This is a genomic window from Sulfitobacter sp. AS59 (genome assembly GCF_038899995.1).
Lineage (GTDB): Bacteria > Pseudomonadota > Alphaproteobacteria > Rhodobacterales > Rhodobacteraceae > Sulfitobacter.
In genome coordinates, this window is record NZ_JBBMQK010000005.1 from 46198 (window position 1) to 62595 (window position 16398).

The 16398-nt window shown below is 56.5% G+C and carries 13 protein-coding genes and 1 pseudogene; 9 read left to right on the forward strand and 5 right to left on the reverse strand.

Features of this window, described 5'->3' with window-relative positions:
- Positions 1-2: 2 nt before the first annotated feature.
- Both WNY39_RS12700 and WNY39_RS12705 read right to left on the reverse strand, forming a co-directional pair.
- Positions 3-869: an ABC transporter substrate-binding protein gene (locus WNY39_RS12700; protein WP_342845946.1), complete on the reverse strand. Its 867-nt coding sequence runs from the start codon at positions 867-869 to the stop codon at positions 3-5.
- 22 nt (positions 870-891) lie between these two features.
- A complete protein-coding gene (locus WNY39_RS12705) occupies positions 892-1863 on the reverse strand; it encodes a nitrate ABC transporter substrate-binding protein (protein WP_342845947.1) in 972 nt (323 codons plus the stop codon).
- Between the two features lie 99 nt (positions 1864-1962).
- Between WNY39_RS12705 and WNY39_RS12710 the strand changes: the two are divergent.
- From WNY39_RS12710 to WNY39_RS12720, 3 genes and pseudogenes are all read left to right on the forward strand, one after another.
- Positions 1963-2190 (forward strand): annotated as a pseudogene (locus tag WNY39_RS12710) (GntR family transcriptional regulator); the annotation flags it as partial.
- 90 nt (positions 2191-2280) lie between these two features.
- Entirely contained in the window at positions 2281-3312 is a 1032-nt protein-coding gene (locus tag WNY39_RS12715; protein WP_342846219.1) for an aminotransferase class I/II-fold pyridoxal phosphate-dependent enzyme, read from the forward strand.
- A gap of 786 nt (positions 3313-4098) precedes the next feature.
- Positions 4099-5388, forward strand: coding sequence for a hypothetical protein (locus WNY39_RS12720; protein WP_342845949.1), 1290 nt, complete (start codon positions 4099-4101; stop codon positions 5386-5388).
- A gap of 293 nt (positions 5389-5681) precedes the next feature.
- On the opposite strand, the gene WNY39_RS12725 is transcribed toward WNY39_RS12720, so the two are convergent.
- Genes WNY39_RS12725 through WNY39_RS12735 form a run of 3 tightly spaced genes read right to left on the reverse strand, consistent with a single transcriptional unit; the run spans position 5682 to position 8641 of the window.
- Positions 5682-6488 (reverse strand): sugar phosphate isomerase/epimerase family protein, encoded by an 807-nt coding sequence (locus WNY39_RS12725; protein ID WP_342845951.1) that lies wholly within the window; start codon positions 6486-6488, stop codon positions 5682-5684.
- Entirely contained in the window at positions 6485-7498 is a 1014-nt protein-coding gene (gene iolG / locus WNY39_RS12730; RefSeq protein WP_342845953.1) for an inositol 2-dehydrogenase, read from the reverse strand. Before iolG ends, WNY39_RS12725 begins: the two co-directional genes overlap by 4 nt.
- Positions 7499-7522: 24 nt before the next feature.
- Positions 7523-8641 carry a Gfo/Idh/MocA family oxidoreductase gene (locus WNY39_RS12735; RefSeq protein ID WP_342845955.1) on the reverse strand — a complete coding sequence of 373 codons (1119 nt, stop codon included), beginning with the start codon at positions 8639-8641 and terminating at the stop codon, positions 7523-7525.
- Between the two features lie 91 nt (positions 8642-8732).
- On the opposite strand from WNY39_RS12735, the gene WNY39_RS12740 reads away from it, so the two are divergent.
- The 6 genes from WNY39_RS12740 (at position 8733) to iolD (ending at position 16384) form a co-directional block, all read left to right on the forward strand.
- Positions 8733-9569, forward strand: a complete 837-nt coding sequence (locus WNY39_RS12740; RefSeq protein ID WP_342845957.1) for a MurR/RpiR family transcriptional regulator — start codon at positions 8733-8735, stop codon at positions 9567-9569.
- 165 nt (positions 9570-9734) lie between these two features.
- Complete coding sequence (locus tag WNY39_RS12745) at positions 9735-10661, forward strand: sugar ABC transporter substrate-binding protein (protein ID WP_341233500.1); 927 nt, start codon at positions 9735-9737, stop codon at positions 10659-10661.
- A gap of 93 nt (positions 10662-10754) precedes the next feature.
- Complete coding sequence (locus WNY39_RS12750; protein WP_342845960.1) at positions 10755-11861, forward strand: ABC transporter permease; 1107 nt, start codon at positions 10755-10757, stop codon at positions 11859-11861.
- Position 11862: 1 nt separating this feature from the next.
- The gene (locus WNY39_RS12755) at positions 11863-12642 is read left to right on the forward strand and encodes an ATP-binding cassette domain-containing protein (protein ID WP_342845962.1); all 780 of its coding nucleotides are present in this window, start codon (positions 11863-11865) and stop codon (positions 12640-12642) included.
- On the forward strand, positions 12642-14555 hold the full coding sequence (iolC, locus tag WNY39_RS12760) for a 5-dehydro-2-deoxygluconokinase (RefSeq protein WP_342845964.1): 1914 nt from the start codon (positions 12642-12644) through the stop codon (positions 14553-14555). Before WNY39_RS12755 ends, iolC begins: the two co-directional genes overlap by 1 nt.
- Positions 14552-16384, forward strand: coding sequence for a 3D-(3,5/4)-trihydroxycyclohexane-1,2-dione acylhydrolase (decyclizing) (iolD, locus tag WNY39_RS12765; protein ID WP_342845966.1), 1833 nt, complete (start codon positions 14552-14554; stop codon positions 16382-16384). The genes iolC and iolD overlap by 4 nt, the downstream gene beginning before the upstream one ends.
- Positions 16385-16398: the final 14 nt, after the last annotated feature.

Below are 16398 nucleotides of genomic sequence, written 5' to 3' on the forward strand. Positions count from 1 at the left end.
AATCAGAGTGCCTCACCGAGGTTGATGCCGGGAGCATCAATCATGTTATTCTCAAGCCCCCATTTTTCCATGATTTCGGCGTAGGTTCCGTTGTCCATCAGGATCTGAAACGCCTCTTTCATCACACCGCCCAGCGGAGAGTCTTTGGGAACGACACCGCCTTGCATCAAACGTGGAAAGCCGTTTGACTGGGCGACCCCGGCCAATTCAAGCTCACCTTTGGCTTGTTGTACAAAATACGTCAGTGGTGCTTGCGAAGAGAAAAATGCGTCGGCACGGTTGGAGCGCACTGCAAGTATAGAGCTTGGTTGATCTGTATAGGATTGTGCGTCGATTGCAGGCTGACCGTCCGCCTCGCACTTTTCAGATTGCGCCAAGATTACGCGTTCTGCAGACCCGCCTGACATGACCGCAATGCGTTTACCGCAAGTCGTGTCGAGGCTTGTGATCGCCTCAGGATTACCGGCCTTGACGGCAAAAACGACAAATTCCTGCACCCAGTCAAAGAAATCGTTAGCTTCTCGGCGCTTCGGGAAATCGCCGACTGGACCCATTGCGAATTGGTAGCGATTGGCACCAATACCAGTCAACAAGGCGGGTAGCCCGGCAACAACGGCATGTTCAATTTCGACACCTATAATCTGGCTGACCTCTTTGGCCAGATCAGCGGTCGCTCCAGTATGCTGGGTACCTTCGACTATTTCGTAAGGTGGAAACGAACCGTTGGAAACTGAGATCATAGAGCCCGCATCGCGGATTTCCTGGGGTAGACGGGCATTAAGGTCAGCGTTGAACTCTTGGTCCGCCTGCGCTGCGATTGGCGTAGTTAAGGCTGCCAAAGCCAAGCTGAGATATAGTTTGTGTTTCATGGGTTTTCCCTCTTTGGTTTTCTTAGGCCGTTTCCATTACGTCCCGTTCGTAGCCGAAGACATCTTCGACGGTGAGTGGCTTTGGCAGAATGTTCTGGTCGTACATTTGGACCATAAAGTCTGCAGCCATCTTGTGATTGTTTTGTAGTCCGCTGTCGTCCCACGTCGCAGGGAGGGATGACGCTGTAAAAAGTAATTCGTCCATGATGAACGGGGTTGTGTCTGCGTAGCGTCGCCGCTTTGTGGTCCACATCTTCCGGGATCTGTCGATCAAATCACTCAGTTCTTGAGCTGCCCAAGGATACGCGTGTGCGACTTCCCTATCTAACGTCAACATGTGGATCCCGGGGACGTAACCGACTTCGTCAAAGTAAGATTTTTGGGCTGAGCGGCAATCGGGCAGAAGTTGTCGAAATTCGGATGAGCGGCCAAAGAAACCTTCTGGCATAAAGGGGGTGAATACCGCGTCGAGCCATCCGTCGGAAAGGCTTTTCATCATGGGTTCTTCGCCTGGCATCGGTTCTATTCGGCCGGGTTGACCAAACTCGCCAAGGCGGTCTTGAATGGGGTGGTCTTTTGTCAAACGCCCAGCATACCAATAGGCATCTTCCGTCATTACACCCGATTGACGCAAAATTGCGCGGGTCCATGTGTTTCCGGAATCTCGCCAGCCTGTCACACCGATCCTTTTTCCGGCGAGGCTCTCTATCGTGGTTAAGGGGCTATTCTTACGGGTGATGATGCACGCGTGCCGAAATCCACGCATCAAAAAGTTTGGGATCGCAATCGCGCGGTGATCGCCATTTTCTACTGCGGTAAGATGGCGGCTAAATGAGGTTTCTACGGCATTGTATTCACTGCCCCGACCAATTTCGGCAGGCATGGAGGAAATACGGTTGATCTCCACTGTCATCCTTGGGGATGATACGTCGCCGAGAAGAAGGGGAGTTAAATAATCCCAATCCCGCGCACCAAGGCAGATTTTCAAAGTCATATTGACCCTTCCAAAACAAATGATTGGACTAAGGGTTAAGTGTTCACTTTTTTTTGCGCAAATGTTATTAGGTTACCGAACATTTATAGGAATGTACGGGTGCAAATAATTTCGGCGGAAGAACTCGCTACTCAGTTGAACGATAGGTCTACGAGGGGCATCGCCAGGGATACGGCGCGTCTGGTCCGGACAGGCGCATTGCCTGTGGGCGCGCGGCTGCCAGCAACGAGGGATTTAGCATATGTGATGGGCATCAGCCCGAGTACTCTCTCTGAGGCCTGGAAAGAACTGCGCCGATTACGCGTTTTAACCGGGAGGGGACGAAACGGCACCTTTGTAAGCGGATCAAGTTTCTCGCCGCGTCCATCGCGGGTGTCTGCGCAGGGGCACTTTTCGCCGAGTACGCGGAACATGACGATGGCAACACCCGCTCTGGATTTACTGCCGTCATTGGATAAAGCCCTTCTTCATGGTGCCAGAGCTGAGAATCTCAATAGTTATGAAAGGGTTCGTATTCTGCCAGAGCTGAAGGATGCTCTCCGAGACAAATGGCCATTTCAATCCAGCGAAATGTTAGCAACCAACGGGGGGTACAATGCTGTTTATCTTGCTTTGCATGCGTTGGTACATCCAGGGGCTATAGTCGCGATCGAAATGCCGACACCTATGCGGATTCTGGACATCATTGAGGATTTGGGCGCACAGATCATACCGGTTGAAAGCGACACATACGGTCCGTCGCCCAAGTCGCTTGCACTCGCGCTTGAGCAAAAACCGACAGCATTTCTGTTCCAGCCCGTAATAAGCGCGGTCACTGGCACTTACCTGTCGCCGTTACGATTGAGCGAATTGGCAGATATACTGGAAGATAGCGACACGCTCATAATCGAAGACGATGGTTTGGGCGATATCGCGCTCGCTCCTTCGCAGTCTTTAGGGGATCGGTTACCTGATCGGGTGATCCATATTCGATCCTTTTCTAAATCCTTCGGTCCGGACCTCCGGATGGCTGTGTTATCAGCCTCTGAAGAATTGGTTGATCGCATTCAATCTTACCGCGCATTTAGCGCAGGCTGGACCAGCCGTATTTTGCAGTCGGCTGTTGCATGGCTGCAAATCGATCCAGAAACCAGAAAGAACGTAAGCGACGCAGGGGAAATCTATCGTAGCCGTCGCAACAGTCTCGCAAATGCGCTACGAAATCGGGGCATAGAGGTTCCGGATGGTGGCGGGCTTAGCCTCTTCATGCCAGTACATTCCGAAACTTTCGCTCTTATTACGCTTGCGGCGCACGGTATTTCGGCCTTGCCGGGCAAGAACTTCTCGCTCACCGCCACTGGCCATATCCGACTGGGTACTGGGCGTCTTAGCACAGCAGAATGTGAAGTTGTCGCAGACGTTGCTTGCTTGGCCGCGGCCGAGCCATTTTCAATTGGTATGGGTCCGTAAGTGAAAATTGAGAGCATCGCTGAGCCCCCCACCTGTGAAGTGGTCCGCCCCTATAGTTAGGAAAGGGGAGGACCAACGATGGCCTATTAAGAAACCTAAGCCCGAAGAGATTGTCATGAAGTTTTGGCAGGCTGAAGTTCTGATGGGCCAAGGCATGCCCCATCATGAACGTGCGCCCAAACTGCTTCACTGCCAACTTTTTGCCCCATGAAGCTTGTGATATGGTTTATCCAAGGAGTGCTCCATGACCCTATTTGAGACAATCATTTCTGCTGGAAGCGTCATGATCGCAATTTGCGGTCTTTGGTACATTCGGTATATTGTCCGCACGAGTGGGAGGGATCGCCCCATGATCCCGCAAGAGTTAAGCGCCTGGTTGAGATGGTTAGGCAAGACTGATTATTCGTTTTGTCTTCAGGCCTACGCATGTCCGTCCAGACCGACATTTTGGGCGCAAAATATCACAGTTCCGTTTTATCGAAGCTGCTTTAGTTATGATGGGCGGACTGCGGACATTCGCTGCACCTCGATATTGGAAGAATGCGAATGCAGGAAGCGGCCGTTCTCCAATGAACGGACCCTCAGCCTGCAAATATGCAGATGATGCTACCAATCCTGGTTGGGATGGTGGGCGCACCAGTCAAGCATTTAACTGTTCAATAGTTGGATTTTCCGCTGGTACAAAGCCCACGTTTAGATAATTTACTAGCCAAACGCTGCATAAGCGATCTGTTTGCGCAGCAACTTACTACAAATTGTTCAGCAACCAATAGCAGGAAATGCAATATGACTGATTTCGTTTTTGACGTTTTTGTTCCCAATGGCACACCGACCCATACATACGTCGAACGCGTAACGGAGAAGAATGAAGCTAAACTCAGTACTGCTCTTGATATGCCCAAAATGGTGATTTCCGTCTCGGGGCCGTCAAAGACTGGGAAGACAGCCCTAATCGACACCTGTATCACTTCAGACCGAATTATTCCGATATCCGGCCAATCGCTACGCGATTCAAATCAGCTTTGGCAATCAGTTATGCGGTGGATCGGTGGGCCAGATGAAATCGAAAAGATAAAGGGGCGAGTTCTGAAAGCTGGTGCAGCAGGAAAAGGGAGCGCAGAAGCTGGAGCTATCTTTGCCAAGGCAAAAGCCGAAGGAGAGATAAACGGCGGAGTTGAATTCACGACTGCAACATCAGAGAAGTATGGAATCGAGTTTTTTGAAGCTGTTGTAAAGGAACTCAGCGGGAGCGAATTCGTAGTGTTCCTAGACGATTTCCATTACATCCCAAAGGAATCACAGATCGACATTGCTAAGTCCATCAAAGCGATCTCGGAACGGGGCGTTCGTCTTTGCATTGCTTCAGTTCCGCACAAGTCAGACGATATGGTTCGCGCCAACGATGAATTGACTGGCCGTATTGTTTCGATCCTGTTTGATTATTGGCGCGTGTCAGAATTGGAATTGATCGCAAATGCCGGTTTCGCTGAACTAGGTGTTGATATTGCTCCAGATCGGATCATGCAGCTAGCGACGGAAGCGCTTGGCTCCCCTCAACTAATGCAGTCCTTGTGTTTAAACCTGTGCCTTGAGAAGGGCATTCGGGAAAAGCAAACACTTGAGGAGAGAACCGAAGTTACGGATGCAGATATCAGCGCAACGCTAGAACGAACGACACTTCAAACAGACTTTTCCAGAACCGTCGAGAAGCTTCACACGGGCGCTAAAGAACGAGGAACACAGCGGAAAGAGTTTAAGTTTAAAGATGATTCAGTAGGTGACGTGTACCGTTCGGTGTTGCTTGCGCTGATAGAGAATCCGCCAAGATTAAGTTTTGACTACGATGAGATTATGGCCCGGATTAAAGCTGTATGCGCCGACGAAGTTCCAGTTGGTTCCAGCGTCCAACTTGCTTTGAAACAGATGGATGGGATTGCAGCCGATCTCAATCGAGATAGCCCTATTCTTGAGTGGGATGACGATAAGTTGGAAATTACCAATCCATATTTTATGTTTTATCTTCGATCCTCGAATAAAGTTGCACAAATCTATTCAAGTAAATCGGGCATGATTTGAGGACGTGTGTAGAGAATGGCCGCTTTGGGCCGTTCGAGTGGAATACCAATAAGGGGCGGGGAGCAGTCATTTGCTGCACCCGCACAATGAAGTGTATAACGTCGGGATTCGGGACGCCCGCCAAAGGTCTTAAAAAGCGCTGCGGAATCTACTAAGAGTAGCAATGCTCTTTCGGAAACGCCATCTCAATCTCGGAAAAGCACGCGGAAGGAAGAATTACTTCTCCGATTGCTTGGAGACCGTCGATTTTCTCGCGAAAGGACGCTTAGTCGAATCTTCGATAGTAACGTTGATCAGGCGCGCGCAGTTCGCAGCCAGTCGGCACTATCCTTCAACTGCTTCTCGATGATCGCACGGAAACCTTCCCCTTTGTCGGTAGAAAACGGATTGGGTCCCGGCGCGCTTGTTTCCAGAATGACTGGGCCCTCATAGCCGATATCGCTCAGAGCGGCGATCTGGGCCAAGAAATCCGTATGGCCGCCCCCAATACCTTCGCGATTGCTGTCGGCTGCATGATAGAGGCCCAGCTTGTCGCCCGCACGGCGGAGGGCCGCTGCGGGGTCACGTTCTTCAATGTTCATGTGATAGGCGTCGGGGAGCAATTTGAGATTGTTGGCGCCAACCTCAGCGAGAAAGGCGAGCCCTGCGGCCACCGTGCGGATCTGGTGAGTCTCGTAGCGGTTCAGAATCTCGAACACGACATTCTGGCCCTGTGCTGCGGCCAATTCACAGATCGCGCGGGTCGATGTGATGAGATGGGCATCCTCTTCGGCCTGAGTGGATATCGGAGCGATGCGGGTCACCTGCCCATGACATGAGATCAGCGGCCCTCCCAACGCAGCGGCGAAATCGACAAGCCTGCGATAGTAGTCGTGAGCCTGATCCCGAACGGCAGCGTCGGGATGCGAGATATCCGCATCCCCCGGGGTGAGCGAGAAGACTTCGAGCCCATAATCTCCCAGCACTGCCAGCACCTCTTGCGGGTCGAGCGATATATCGCCGAAAAGTTCGACCCCGTCGAGGCCCGCACGTTTGATCCGCGCCGCCGTACCCGCAAGAGGTTCACCGCCAAAGATCCATGTGCAGCAGCCGATTTTCATGCTGCAGTTCCCGTCATGTCAGCTGTGAGCGCCACAGTGCGACCCGTTTTGAGTGAGAGATTGGCTGCTTCGGCAAGGGCCAGAGCGTTTACGCCGTCCTGGACTGTGGCGGGCATGGCCGTGCCGTTGGTCAGTGCGTCAAGGAAAGCGGCCCATTCGGTTTCATAGGCGCGCATGTAGCGTTCAAGAAAAAACAGCTGCGGTTTGGCAGAACTTACTCCGGCAGTGGTCGATTTGCTCACCGTCGTCTCAAGCTGGTTGCCGACCGAAAGCATACCGTCAGAACCAAGCAGTTCAAGCCGCTGATCGTAGCCAAAGACGGCGCGGCGCGAATTGCGGATCGTGGCGATGCGTCCGTCTGCATAGTGCAGGATGACGACGGCGGTATCGACGTCGCCCGCCTCTCCGATTGCGGGGTCGACGAGGCAGGAGCCGGTGGCAGTGACCTTTTCCGGCAGGCCGAACAGCCAGCAACACATGTCGAAGTCGTGGATCATCATGTCGCGGAACAGACCGCCCGACACCTTGATGTAGCTGACAGGCGGCGGTGCCGGATCGTAAGATGTCACGGCCAGCAGCTCGCCCTTGCCGATTTCACCGGCAACGAACGCCGCCTTGAGCGTGGCAAAGTTGGGATCGAACCGGCGGTTGAAGCCCATCATCACCGGCTTGCCCGAGGCTGCGACACCGGCGCGGACCTTGAGCGCACGTTGCAGATCCAGGTCGATAGGCTTTTCGCAGAATACAGCCTTGCCTGCCGCGACACCACGTTCGATGAGGTCCGCATGGGTGTTGGTGGAAGAGGCGATAAGGATGGCGTCGATACTTGCGTCGGCCAGAATTTCGTCCGCGGTCAGCACCTTGATGCCGTGTTCTGCGGCAAGCGCATGCGCGGCATCCTCCATCACATCGGTGACGGCTACAAGCTGCGCCCGCGGGTCGGATTTGATCGAGGCGGCGTGGACCTTGCCGATGCGGCCAGCGCCAAAGAGAGCGACGTTAAGGGTCATGTTAGTCCTTTCGGGAATGAGAGTTCACAGCGTGACGCGCTGGCCGCTGATGGCAGCGGCGTTGATGGCGTGAATGACGGCCTCAAATGGTAGGGCGTCGGTAAAGGTGGGAGCGCTCTGCGGGCCGCCATTGATCCAGCGCAAAAACGCAGCGACCTCAATTGTTTTTACGTCGCCAAAGCCAAGCTGATGCCCCGCCGCCGGACAGAATGCGCCATAGGGTGTATGATCGGGACCGGTCAGGATTGTCCGGAACCCCTGTGTGGAAGGGGGACCTACGGCCTGATAGAGTTGCAATTCATTCAGTCGCTCTTGCTGATAGGTAATCATGCCTTTTGTGCCGTGGACCTCCCAATCGAGGCGGTTCTTCCGTCCCCAAGCCGAGCGTGATGTGCAAAGTGTGCCTTGGGCACCGCTGCAAAAGCGCACGATAGCAGAAGCCGTGTCCTCGTTTTCGACCGCGGCGTGGCCGCTCCCGTCGGGCAGAGGGCGTGTTTTGTGGATGATCTGCGTATCAGCAACAAGGCTTTCCACCGGGCCCATAAGGCTATAGGCGAGCGAGACAAGATGACAGCCAAGGTCACCCAGAGCGCCAAGACCGGCCTGTGCATGCGTACAACGCCAACTCCAAGGCAGATCCGGATCGGCCTGATAATCCTCGTCTACCCAGCCACGGAAATGCACCGGGGTGCCGATTGCACCTTCTTCAATGAGACGCTGTGCGTGGCGGAAGGCGGGGTTCTGGGTGTAGTTATAGCCGACCATCGTCTTGGTATCATGCGCGCGGGCTGCCGCTTCCATCTGTCGGGCCTGATCAAGGGTGATCGACATCGGCTTTTCGCAATGCACATGCTTTCCAGCCTCAATCGCGGCAAGGGCCATGTCAAAATGCAGGGCATTTGGGCTGGTGATTGCGACAATATCAACCTCGGGTGCGGTAACCAATGCGTGCCAATCTGTGGTCCCCGTGCGAAAGCCAAACTGCGCGGCCATGCTGCCCGCAACGTCCGCGTTTTGATCACACAGAACGGCGAGATCCACTTTCGGCAGGTCCCCAAAAACAGCAGGAGCGGCGCGATAGGCCAGCGCATGCGCCTTGCCCATATAGCCGGTGCCTATTAGGCCTAACCCCAACGTATTCATTGCTGCCCCCTGATCTGGAATAGAAAACAGAAAATATATTCCATTATGTTCATCACTCGTCTAACATGCTCTGTCAAGAGGGAGTTCAATCTTGGAAGATCATATGCAAGCTGCGGAAGGGCCGCCGGATAATATCTCGGAATTGCTGGCCCGGCTCGACCGCATGTCGGCAGCCATGCCGAAGCGACTGCGCCAATGCGCGGAATACCTGCGCGCCAACATTAACTTGGTTGCTGTTACGACGGTGGCGGATATGTCGTCAGCGGCAGGTGTCGCGCCATCGGCATTCATGAGATTTTGTCAGGCGCTTGGCTTTTCAGGGTATTCGGAGATGCAGGCCCTTTTCCGGTCGGAATACGCGCTGTCACGTCCTGACTATGCGGAACGGCTAAGCCACCTGCGTGCGCGTGGCGGGAATGGGAGTGCGCGCCTGCTTGCTGACTTTGTTGAGGCGGGTCATAAATCGTTGGTTTCATTGTTGAATATGACAGATACGGAAGTTTTGGCGCAGGTGGTTGATCGTCTGGCTCAGGCGCGTACCGTACATCTTGTGGGGATGCGCAGGGCCTATGCTGTGGTCAGTTACATGGGGTATATGCTGCAAAAAATGGATATTCCCTGTGTCGTTCATAGTGGTGCGGCCGGCATCGAATTTACCGCATCCATGCAGCCAGGTGACCTTGTCTTTGCTGTTACCTTTGCTCCTTTCGCGCAAGAGACGCGCGGTATTGCCGAGGCTGCGCACCGGGCCGGCGTCCCTTTGCTTCTTCTGACCGACTCCGCTGATTGCCCGCTTGGCAAGATTGCCGAGGCGCAATTGATCACCCGTGAGGTCGATGTTGGTGCGTTCCGGGTCCCTACCGCTTCCATGACACTTGTCACTACAATCGCGATCGCCCTTGGTGGGGCGCGAGGTGACGCAGGGTAAAAAAATGTTGCTTTCCGGACAAAATGGAATATAAATTCCATTATCGGTACCAGGCGAATCGCTTTGTGCTGTGGAGGAGGCGCGGATCGGCTTGCCGTGATGCGGCAGCACCGGATTTTCCGGTGTCGGGCGAAGAGGATCGCCCATACGGTCAAGGGAGGACATATGACCAATTTCGTAAAAATAGCTGCTACGGCAGTCGCACTCGCGGTGGGAACACCGGCATTAGCTCAGGACATCATCGTAGTATCACACGGTCAGGCCAACGATCCGTTTTGGTCAGTCGTGAAAAACGGCGTTGACAAGGCGGCCGAGGACTCCGGCGCGACCGTTGATTATCGCGCGCCTGAAACGTTCGACATGGTCGCGATGAGCCAACTGATCGATGCCGCCGTGAACCAGGAGCCCGACGGTCTCGTGGTCTCCATCCCCGATGCTGACGCGCTTGGGCCATCAATTGAACGTGCCGTCGCTGCTGGCATTGCTGTGATCTCGATGAATTCCGGGTCCGATGTATCCAAAAGCCTTGGTGCGTTGTTGCACGTCGGTCAGGATGAATTCGATGCAGGCAAGGCTGCCGGGGAAAAGCTGGCCTCCATGGGCGGTACTGTTGGCATCTGTGTGAACCAGGAAGTCGGCAACGTTTCTCTTGATCAACGCTGTGAGGGCTTTTCTGAAGGGTTCGGCGGCTCGGTTAATGTGATCCCAACCCAGAACGACCCAGCCGAAGTTGAAGCCAAGGTTAAAGCGGCGCTGGAATCCAATCCGGACATCGATACGATCATGGGTCTTGGTGCCTCACTTGTAGGTGAACCTTCCATTGCTGCAGTAGAGGCAGTGGGCCGGACCGGCGACGTCAATGTTGCCACCTTCGATCTGTCCGCTGGTTTTCTTGAGGCCGTTGACGAGGGGCGCGCCGCGTTCGGCATTGACCAGCAGCAATTTCTGCAGGGCTATTTGCCTGTTATCTTCTTGGCGCTGAACGCCAACTACGGGCTGGTGCCGGGCGGCAACGTGCCATCGGGCCCCAACCTGATCACGCAGGAAAAGGCCGCTCAGGTTGTTGAGCTGTCTGCTCAGGGCATTCGCTAAGCGCGTCTGCCACCGGCAGTAAAACAGGCCGCGGTGCACTCCGCGTCGCGGCCCAAAAACATCAAAAATCCAGATAGCGGGAGGGGACCGGCCATGGCCAAAACAGCCCAGATCGACACTGACGAACGGCTTAAAAAAGAGTCTTTTGGCGCACGGCTCATGAAGCGCCCGGAGTTGGGCGCGATTGCCGGCGTGGTTCTTGTTACGATTTTCTTTTTGATTACCGCCGACAGCGCCATGTTCACGCTCTCAGGCATTATGAATTTCATGACACCTGCCTCCCAGCTTGGCATTCTGGCCATTGGCGCGGCGATGCTGATGATTGGCGGGGAGTTTGACCTCTCCATTGGATCGATGGTCGCCTTTGCCGGGCTTATTTTTGGCGCCTGTGTTGTTACTTTCGGGCTGCCTCTGCTCTTCGCGATCCCGATCACGTTTCTCTTTGCGGCCCTCGTCGGCGCGGTGAACGGCTCCATCGTGCTCAAGACCGGACTACCGTCGTTTATTGTGACGCTGGCGTTCCTGTTCATTCTGCGGGGCGTATCGCTTGTAGGACTGAAAATTGCCACCGGTGGTTCGACCCAACTGCGCGGCGTGCGCGACGCGGTTGAGAACGATTTACTGATGCCGTTGTTCTCGGGGGATGCCTTTACGGTGCTGTTTGCCTGGTTGGCCAAAATCGGCCTTGTCGAGACTTTTAAGAACGGAGCGCCCAAGGTGCCAGGCATACCGGTCGAGATTCTCTGGTTCATCGCTCTGGCTCTGGTAGCGACCTACATCCTGCTGCGCACGCCCTACGGCAACTGGATCTTCGCTGCTGGTGGAGATCGCGATGCTGCGTCGAATTCGGGTGTGCCTGTGCGCCGCGTTAAAATCTCGCTCTTCATGCTTACCGCATGCTGTGCCGCCCTTGTAGCCATTATCACCGTGATGGACTCGGGGTCCACTGACGCCCGCCGCGGCTTCATGAAGGAATTCGAGGCGATCATCGCAGCTGTCATCGGCGGATGCCTTCTGACCGGCGGATACGGATCGGCCATCGGTGCCTTCTTCGGGGCTATCATCTTTGGCATGGTTGTCATCGGCCTCAGCTACACCAACTTCGACCAGGACTGGTTCCAGGTCTTCCTGGGCGGCATGCTTCTGATCGCGGTACTGTTCAACAACTACATCCGCAAGCGCGTGACGGGGGAGCGTTGATATGACCAAACCTATCATCCACATGGAAAACATCGAAAAGCATTTCGGCAATATCATCGCACTGGCCGGCGTAAGCTTTGACGTGGTACCCGGCGAATGCCACTGCCTTCTGGGCGACAACGGCGCAGGCAAGTCGACCTTCATCAAGACGATGTCGGGCGTGCACAAGCCCACCAAGGGCTCAATCACGCTGGACGGCGAACCGATGAACTTCGACAGCCCGCGAGATGCCATGGAAGCCGGGATTGCCACGGTGTTTCAGGATCTTGCCATGATCCCGCTGATGTCGGTCACACGCAACTTCTTCATGGGGCGCGAACCGACGACCGGACGCGGACTGTTCAAGCGAATGGACATCAAGACCGCCAACGAAATCTGCGTAGAATCGATGCGCGAGATGGGCATCAACCTGCGCGGTCCCGATCAGGCTGTCGGTACCCTTTCGGGTGGTGAACGTCAAACCGTCGCCATCGCCCGCGCTGTGCATTTCGGTGCCAAAGTGCTGATCCTTGACGAGCCGACCTCGGCGCTTGGAGTGCGGCAGACCTCGAACGTGCTGGCGACGATCGACCGGGTGCGTAAGCAGGGCGTCGGGGTGGTGTTCATCACCCACAACGTGCGCCACTCGATGGCAGTGGGGGATCGTTTCACGGTGCTGAACCGGGGCAAGACCCTTGGCACAGCGGCGCGTGGAGAGATTACGGCAGAAGAGTTACAGGATCTGATGGCCGGTGGTCAGGAACTGGCGTCTCTGGAAGGCTCGCTCGGGGGGACCATCTGATGGCCAAGTCGCTTGATCTGATTACAATCGGCCGCTCTTCCGTCGACCTCTACGGTGCGCAGATCGGCGGCCGACTTGAGGATATGGGTTGCTTTCAGAAATATATTGGCGGTTCGCCCACCAATATCGCCGCCGGAACTGCTCGTCTGGGTCTTAAATCGGCTCTTATCACCCGCGTTGGGGACGAGCATATGGGCCGCTTTATCCGTGAGGAACTGGTGCGCGAAGGTGTCGATCCCGGCGGGATCGTCACTGACCCCGAACGCCTGACCGCGCTGGTCCTGCTGGGTATCCGTGATCAGGAACAGTTTCCGTTGATATTCTACCGCGAAAACTGTGCCGACATGGCACTATGCGAAGACGATATCGTCGAGGATTTCATCGCTGGTGCGCGGTCCATCGTGGTGACCGGCACCCATCTGAGCAACCCGCGAACCGAAGCCGCCGTCCTGAAGGCGCTGGATCTGGCGCGCAAACATGGCGCGCGCACGGCGCTGGACATCGACTACCGGCCCAACCTGTGGGGCCTTTCGGGACACGGTGACGGCGAAAACCGTTTCATCGCTTCCGAAGCGGTCACGGATAAGTTGCAAGCCACCCTGCACCATTTCGACCTCATCGTCGGCACCGAGGAAGAATTTCATATCGCAGGCGGCACCACCGACACCATCGCGGCCCTGCGCGCAGTGCGGGCCGTTTCGGATGCCACATTGGTCTGCAAACGCGGCGCTGCCGGGGCCGTGGCCTTCGAAAATGCGATCCCCGACAGTCTGGACGACGGCATCGCCGGTCAAGGTTTCCCGATCGAGGTGTTTAACGTGCTCGGTGCGGGCGACGGGTTCATGTCTGGTCTTCTCAAGGGCTGGCTGGACGATGAAGATTGGCCGACCGCCCTGAAATACGCCAACGCCTGCGGGGCCTTCGCCGTGTCACGCCACGGCTGCACACCAGCCTATCCGTCCTGGACCGAACTTCAGTTCTTTCTGGACCGTGGGGTAAAGGACAAGGCCCTGCGAAAGGACGGCGAATTGGAGCAGATCCACTGGGCGACCAACCGCAAGGGTGACTGGTCGACGATGCGGGTCTTTGCCTTCGACCACCGGATGCAGCTTGAGGGTCTGGAGGGCGCAACGCCCGCCAAGATCGGAGCGTTCAAGGAACTGTGCCTTGAGGCCTGCAATCAGGTGGCAGACGGCCGCCCCGGTTATGGCCTGCTGTGTGACAGCCGATTGGGGCGCGATGCGCTTTATAAGGCGGCGGGGCAAGGACTGTGGATCGGCCGCCCGGTCGAGTGGCCTGGCTCGCGCCCGCTGACGCTTGAGCCCGAAATCGGGCCCGATTTCGGCGGACTGTCGGAATGGCCGCTCGATCACGTGGTCAAATGCCTGTGCTTCTATCACCCCGATGATACGTCCGAGATGAAGTCAGACCAGGAAGCCGTTGTGATACGTTTGTTCCACGCGGCGCGGCGCAACCGGCTGGAATTCCTGCTTGAAGTGATCCCGTCCAAAGTCAAGGCGATTGATGATGACACCACCGCGACGATCATCCAGCGGTTCTACGATCTTGGTGTCTATCCCGACTGGTGGAAGCTGGAACCGATGACGACCGATGCCGCCTGGGCCAACGCTTGCGATGCCATCACCAGAAATGACCCCCACACTCGGGGCATCGTCGTTCTGGGGCTGGCGGCCGATGAGGAAACGTTGGCGGCCAGCTTCAAAGTCGCGGCGCGCCATCCGCTGGCCAAAGGCTTTGCCGTCGGGCGCACGATCTTTGGCGCAGCGGCAGAGCGGTATATGGCCGGTACCACGCCGGACGCCGAGATTGTGCGCGACATGGCCGACAAATACACGCGGCTGTGCAGGCTTTGGGACGACGCTCGCGCAGATGTAAAAAGGAACGCCGCATGACCAAAACCATCAGGCTAACCGCCGCCCAGGCGCTGGTCAAATATCTCTGCGTGCAGATGAACGAGGATGGTGTGCCCTTCCTCGGCGGTGTCTGGGCAATCTTCGGTCACGGCAACGTGGCTGGTATTGGCGAGGCGCTTTACGCCGAGAGGGACGCGATCCAGACCTATCGGGGACACAACGAGCAGACGATGTGTCACGCTGCCATCGCCTATTCCAAACAACAGGGGCGCCGCCGTGCCATGGCGGTGACCTCTTCGATCGGGCCGGGTGCCACGAACATGGTGACAGCCGCTGCGCTGGCACATGTGAACCGTTTGCCGCTTCTCCTTCTTCCGGGAGATGTGTTTGCAAATCGTGGGCCCGACCCGGTCCTTCAGCAGATTGAGGATTTCAACGACGGCACGATCAGCGCGAATGACTGCTTCAAGCCCGTCGTGCGCTATTTCGACCGGATTACCCGGCCAGAACAGATCCTGACAGCGCTGCCGCGTGCCTTTGCGACCATGACAGACCCGGCCGACTGCGGCCCGGTGTGCCTGTCGTTCTGTCAGGATGTGCAGGCAGAGGCTTACGATTATCCGGCAGCCTTCTTCGAGCCGCGCATCTGGCACCAGCGCCGGATCGGTGCGGACGAGGGCGAACTTGGGCGGGTGACCGCGGCGATCGGGGCGGCAAAGGCTCCTGTGATCGTTGCAGGAGGTGGCGTGCATTACGCAGGGGCCACAGACGCTCTGCGAACCTTTGCCGAGACACACGGGATCCCGGTTGTTGAAAGCCAGGCAGGCAAGTCGGCGCTGGCCTGGGATCATCCGCTGAACTTTGGCCCGGTCGGCGTCACCGGATCGTCAAGCGCCAATGCGATCTGCGAGGCGGCGGATCTGGTTCTCGGTGTCGGCACCCGGTTTCAGGATTTCACGACCGGTTCGTGGAACTTGTTCCGGAACCCTGCGCGCAAACTGGTGAGCCTGAACGTCGCGGCCTATGACGCCATGAAGCACGGAGCGATGCCTCTGCAATGCGATGCCTTGCGTGGCCTGAAAGAGTTGTCCCAGGCACTGGGCGACTTCACCGCGACGGCCCCGGACGGCACGTTCAAGACTGCCTGGTTCGCGGCGGTCGATCCACTGACTGATGCGCCCACGGACGGCAATGCGCTGCCGACTGATCAGCAGGTCATCGGCGCGGTCCAGCGCGGCTCTGGTCCTGATACGGTGGTGATGTGCGCTGCCGGAACCATGCCAGGAGAGTTGCACAAGCTATGGAAAGCGCCGCGTGCCGGCGGCTATCATATGGAATACGGGTTCAGCTGCATGGGCTACGAGGTCGCCGGTGCCATGGGCATCAAGATGGCCCAGCCGGACCGCGATGTCGTCTGCATGGTTGGCGACGGCAGCTATATGATGGCGAATTCCGAATTGGCCACTGCTGCCATGCTGGGCATCAACTTCACCATCGTGCTGACCGACAACCAGGGCTACGGCTGCATCAACCGGTTGCAAATGGGCACCGGTGGGGCCGAGTTCAACAACATGCTCGCGCATTCGCACCATGTCACCGCGTCGTCCATCGACTTTGCCGCCCATGCGGCGTCGCTGGGGGCCCAAAGCGTGCATGTGCAAAGCATCGCCGAACTTGAAGAGGCGCTGGTCACCGCGAAGAGCGCTAATGGCCCCTTTGTCGTGGTGATCGATACGGATCCCTATCCCAGCACGCCGGATGGCGGATACTGGTGGGACGTGGCCGTGCCTGAAGTCTCCGAGCGCGACGAGGTGCGACAGAAACGCAAAGCCTATGAGGCGCAGCTTCGCGCCCGCGTGATGGGCTGAGGCCCGTCACATTC

What these genes read in the sequence shown, in the direction of transcription:
- WNY39_RS12700 (WP_342845946.1), bottom strand. Translation starts at nt 869, where the DNA reads ATGAAACACAAACTATATCTCAGCTTGGCTTTGGCAGCCTTAACTACG.
- WNY39_RS12705 (WP_342845947.1), bottom strand. Translation starts at nt 1,863, where the DNA reads ATGACTTTGAAAATCTGCCTTGGTGCGCGGGATTGGGATTATTTAACT.
- WNY39_RS12715 (WP_342846219.1), top strand. Translation starts at nt 2,281, where the DNA reads ATGGCAACACCCGCTCTGGATTTACTGCCGTCATTGGATAAAGCCCTT.
- WNY39_RS12720 (WP_342845949.1), top strand. Translation starts at nt 4,099, where the DNA reads ATGACTGATTTCGTTTTTGACGTTTTTGTTCCCAATGGCACACCGACC.
- WNY39_RS12725 (WP_342845951.1), bottom strand. Translation starts at nt 6,488, where the DNA reads ATGAAAATCGGCTGCTGCACATGGATCTTTGGCGGTGAACCTCTTGCG.
- iolG (WP_342845953.1), bottom strand. Translation starts at nt 7,498, where the DNA reads ATGACCCTTAACGTCGCTCTCTTTGGCGCTGGCCGCATCGGCAAGGTC.
- WNY39_RS12735 (WP_342845955.1), bottom strand. Translation starts at nt 8,641, where the DNA reads ATGAATACGTTGGGGTTAGGCCTAATAGGCACCGGCTATATGGGCAAG.
- WNY39_RS12745 (WP_341233500.1), top strand. Translation starts at nt 9,735, where the DNA reads ATGACCAATTTCGTAAAAATAGCTGCTACGGCAGTCGCACTCGCGGTG.
- WNY39_RS12750 (WP_342845960.1), top strand. Translation starts at nt 10,755, where the DNA reads ATGGCCAAAACAGCCCAGATCGACACTGACGAACGGCTTAAAAAAGAG.
- WNY39_RS12755 (WP_342845962.1), top strand. Translation starts at nt 11,863, where the DNA reads ATGACCAAACCTATCATCCACATGGAAAACATCGAAAAGCATTTCGGC.
- iolC (WP_342845964.1), top strand. Translation starts at nt 12,642, where the DNA reads ATGGCCAAGTCGCTTGATCTGATTACAATCGGCCGCTCTTCCGTCGAC.
- iolD (WP_342845966.1), top strand. Translation starts at nt 14,552, where the DNA reads ATGACCAAAACCATCAGGCTAACCGCCGCCCAGGCGCTGGTCAAATAT.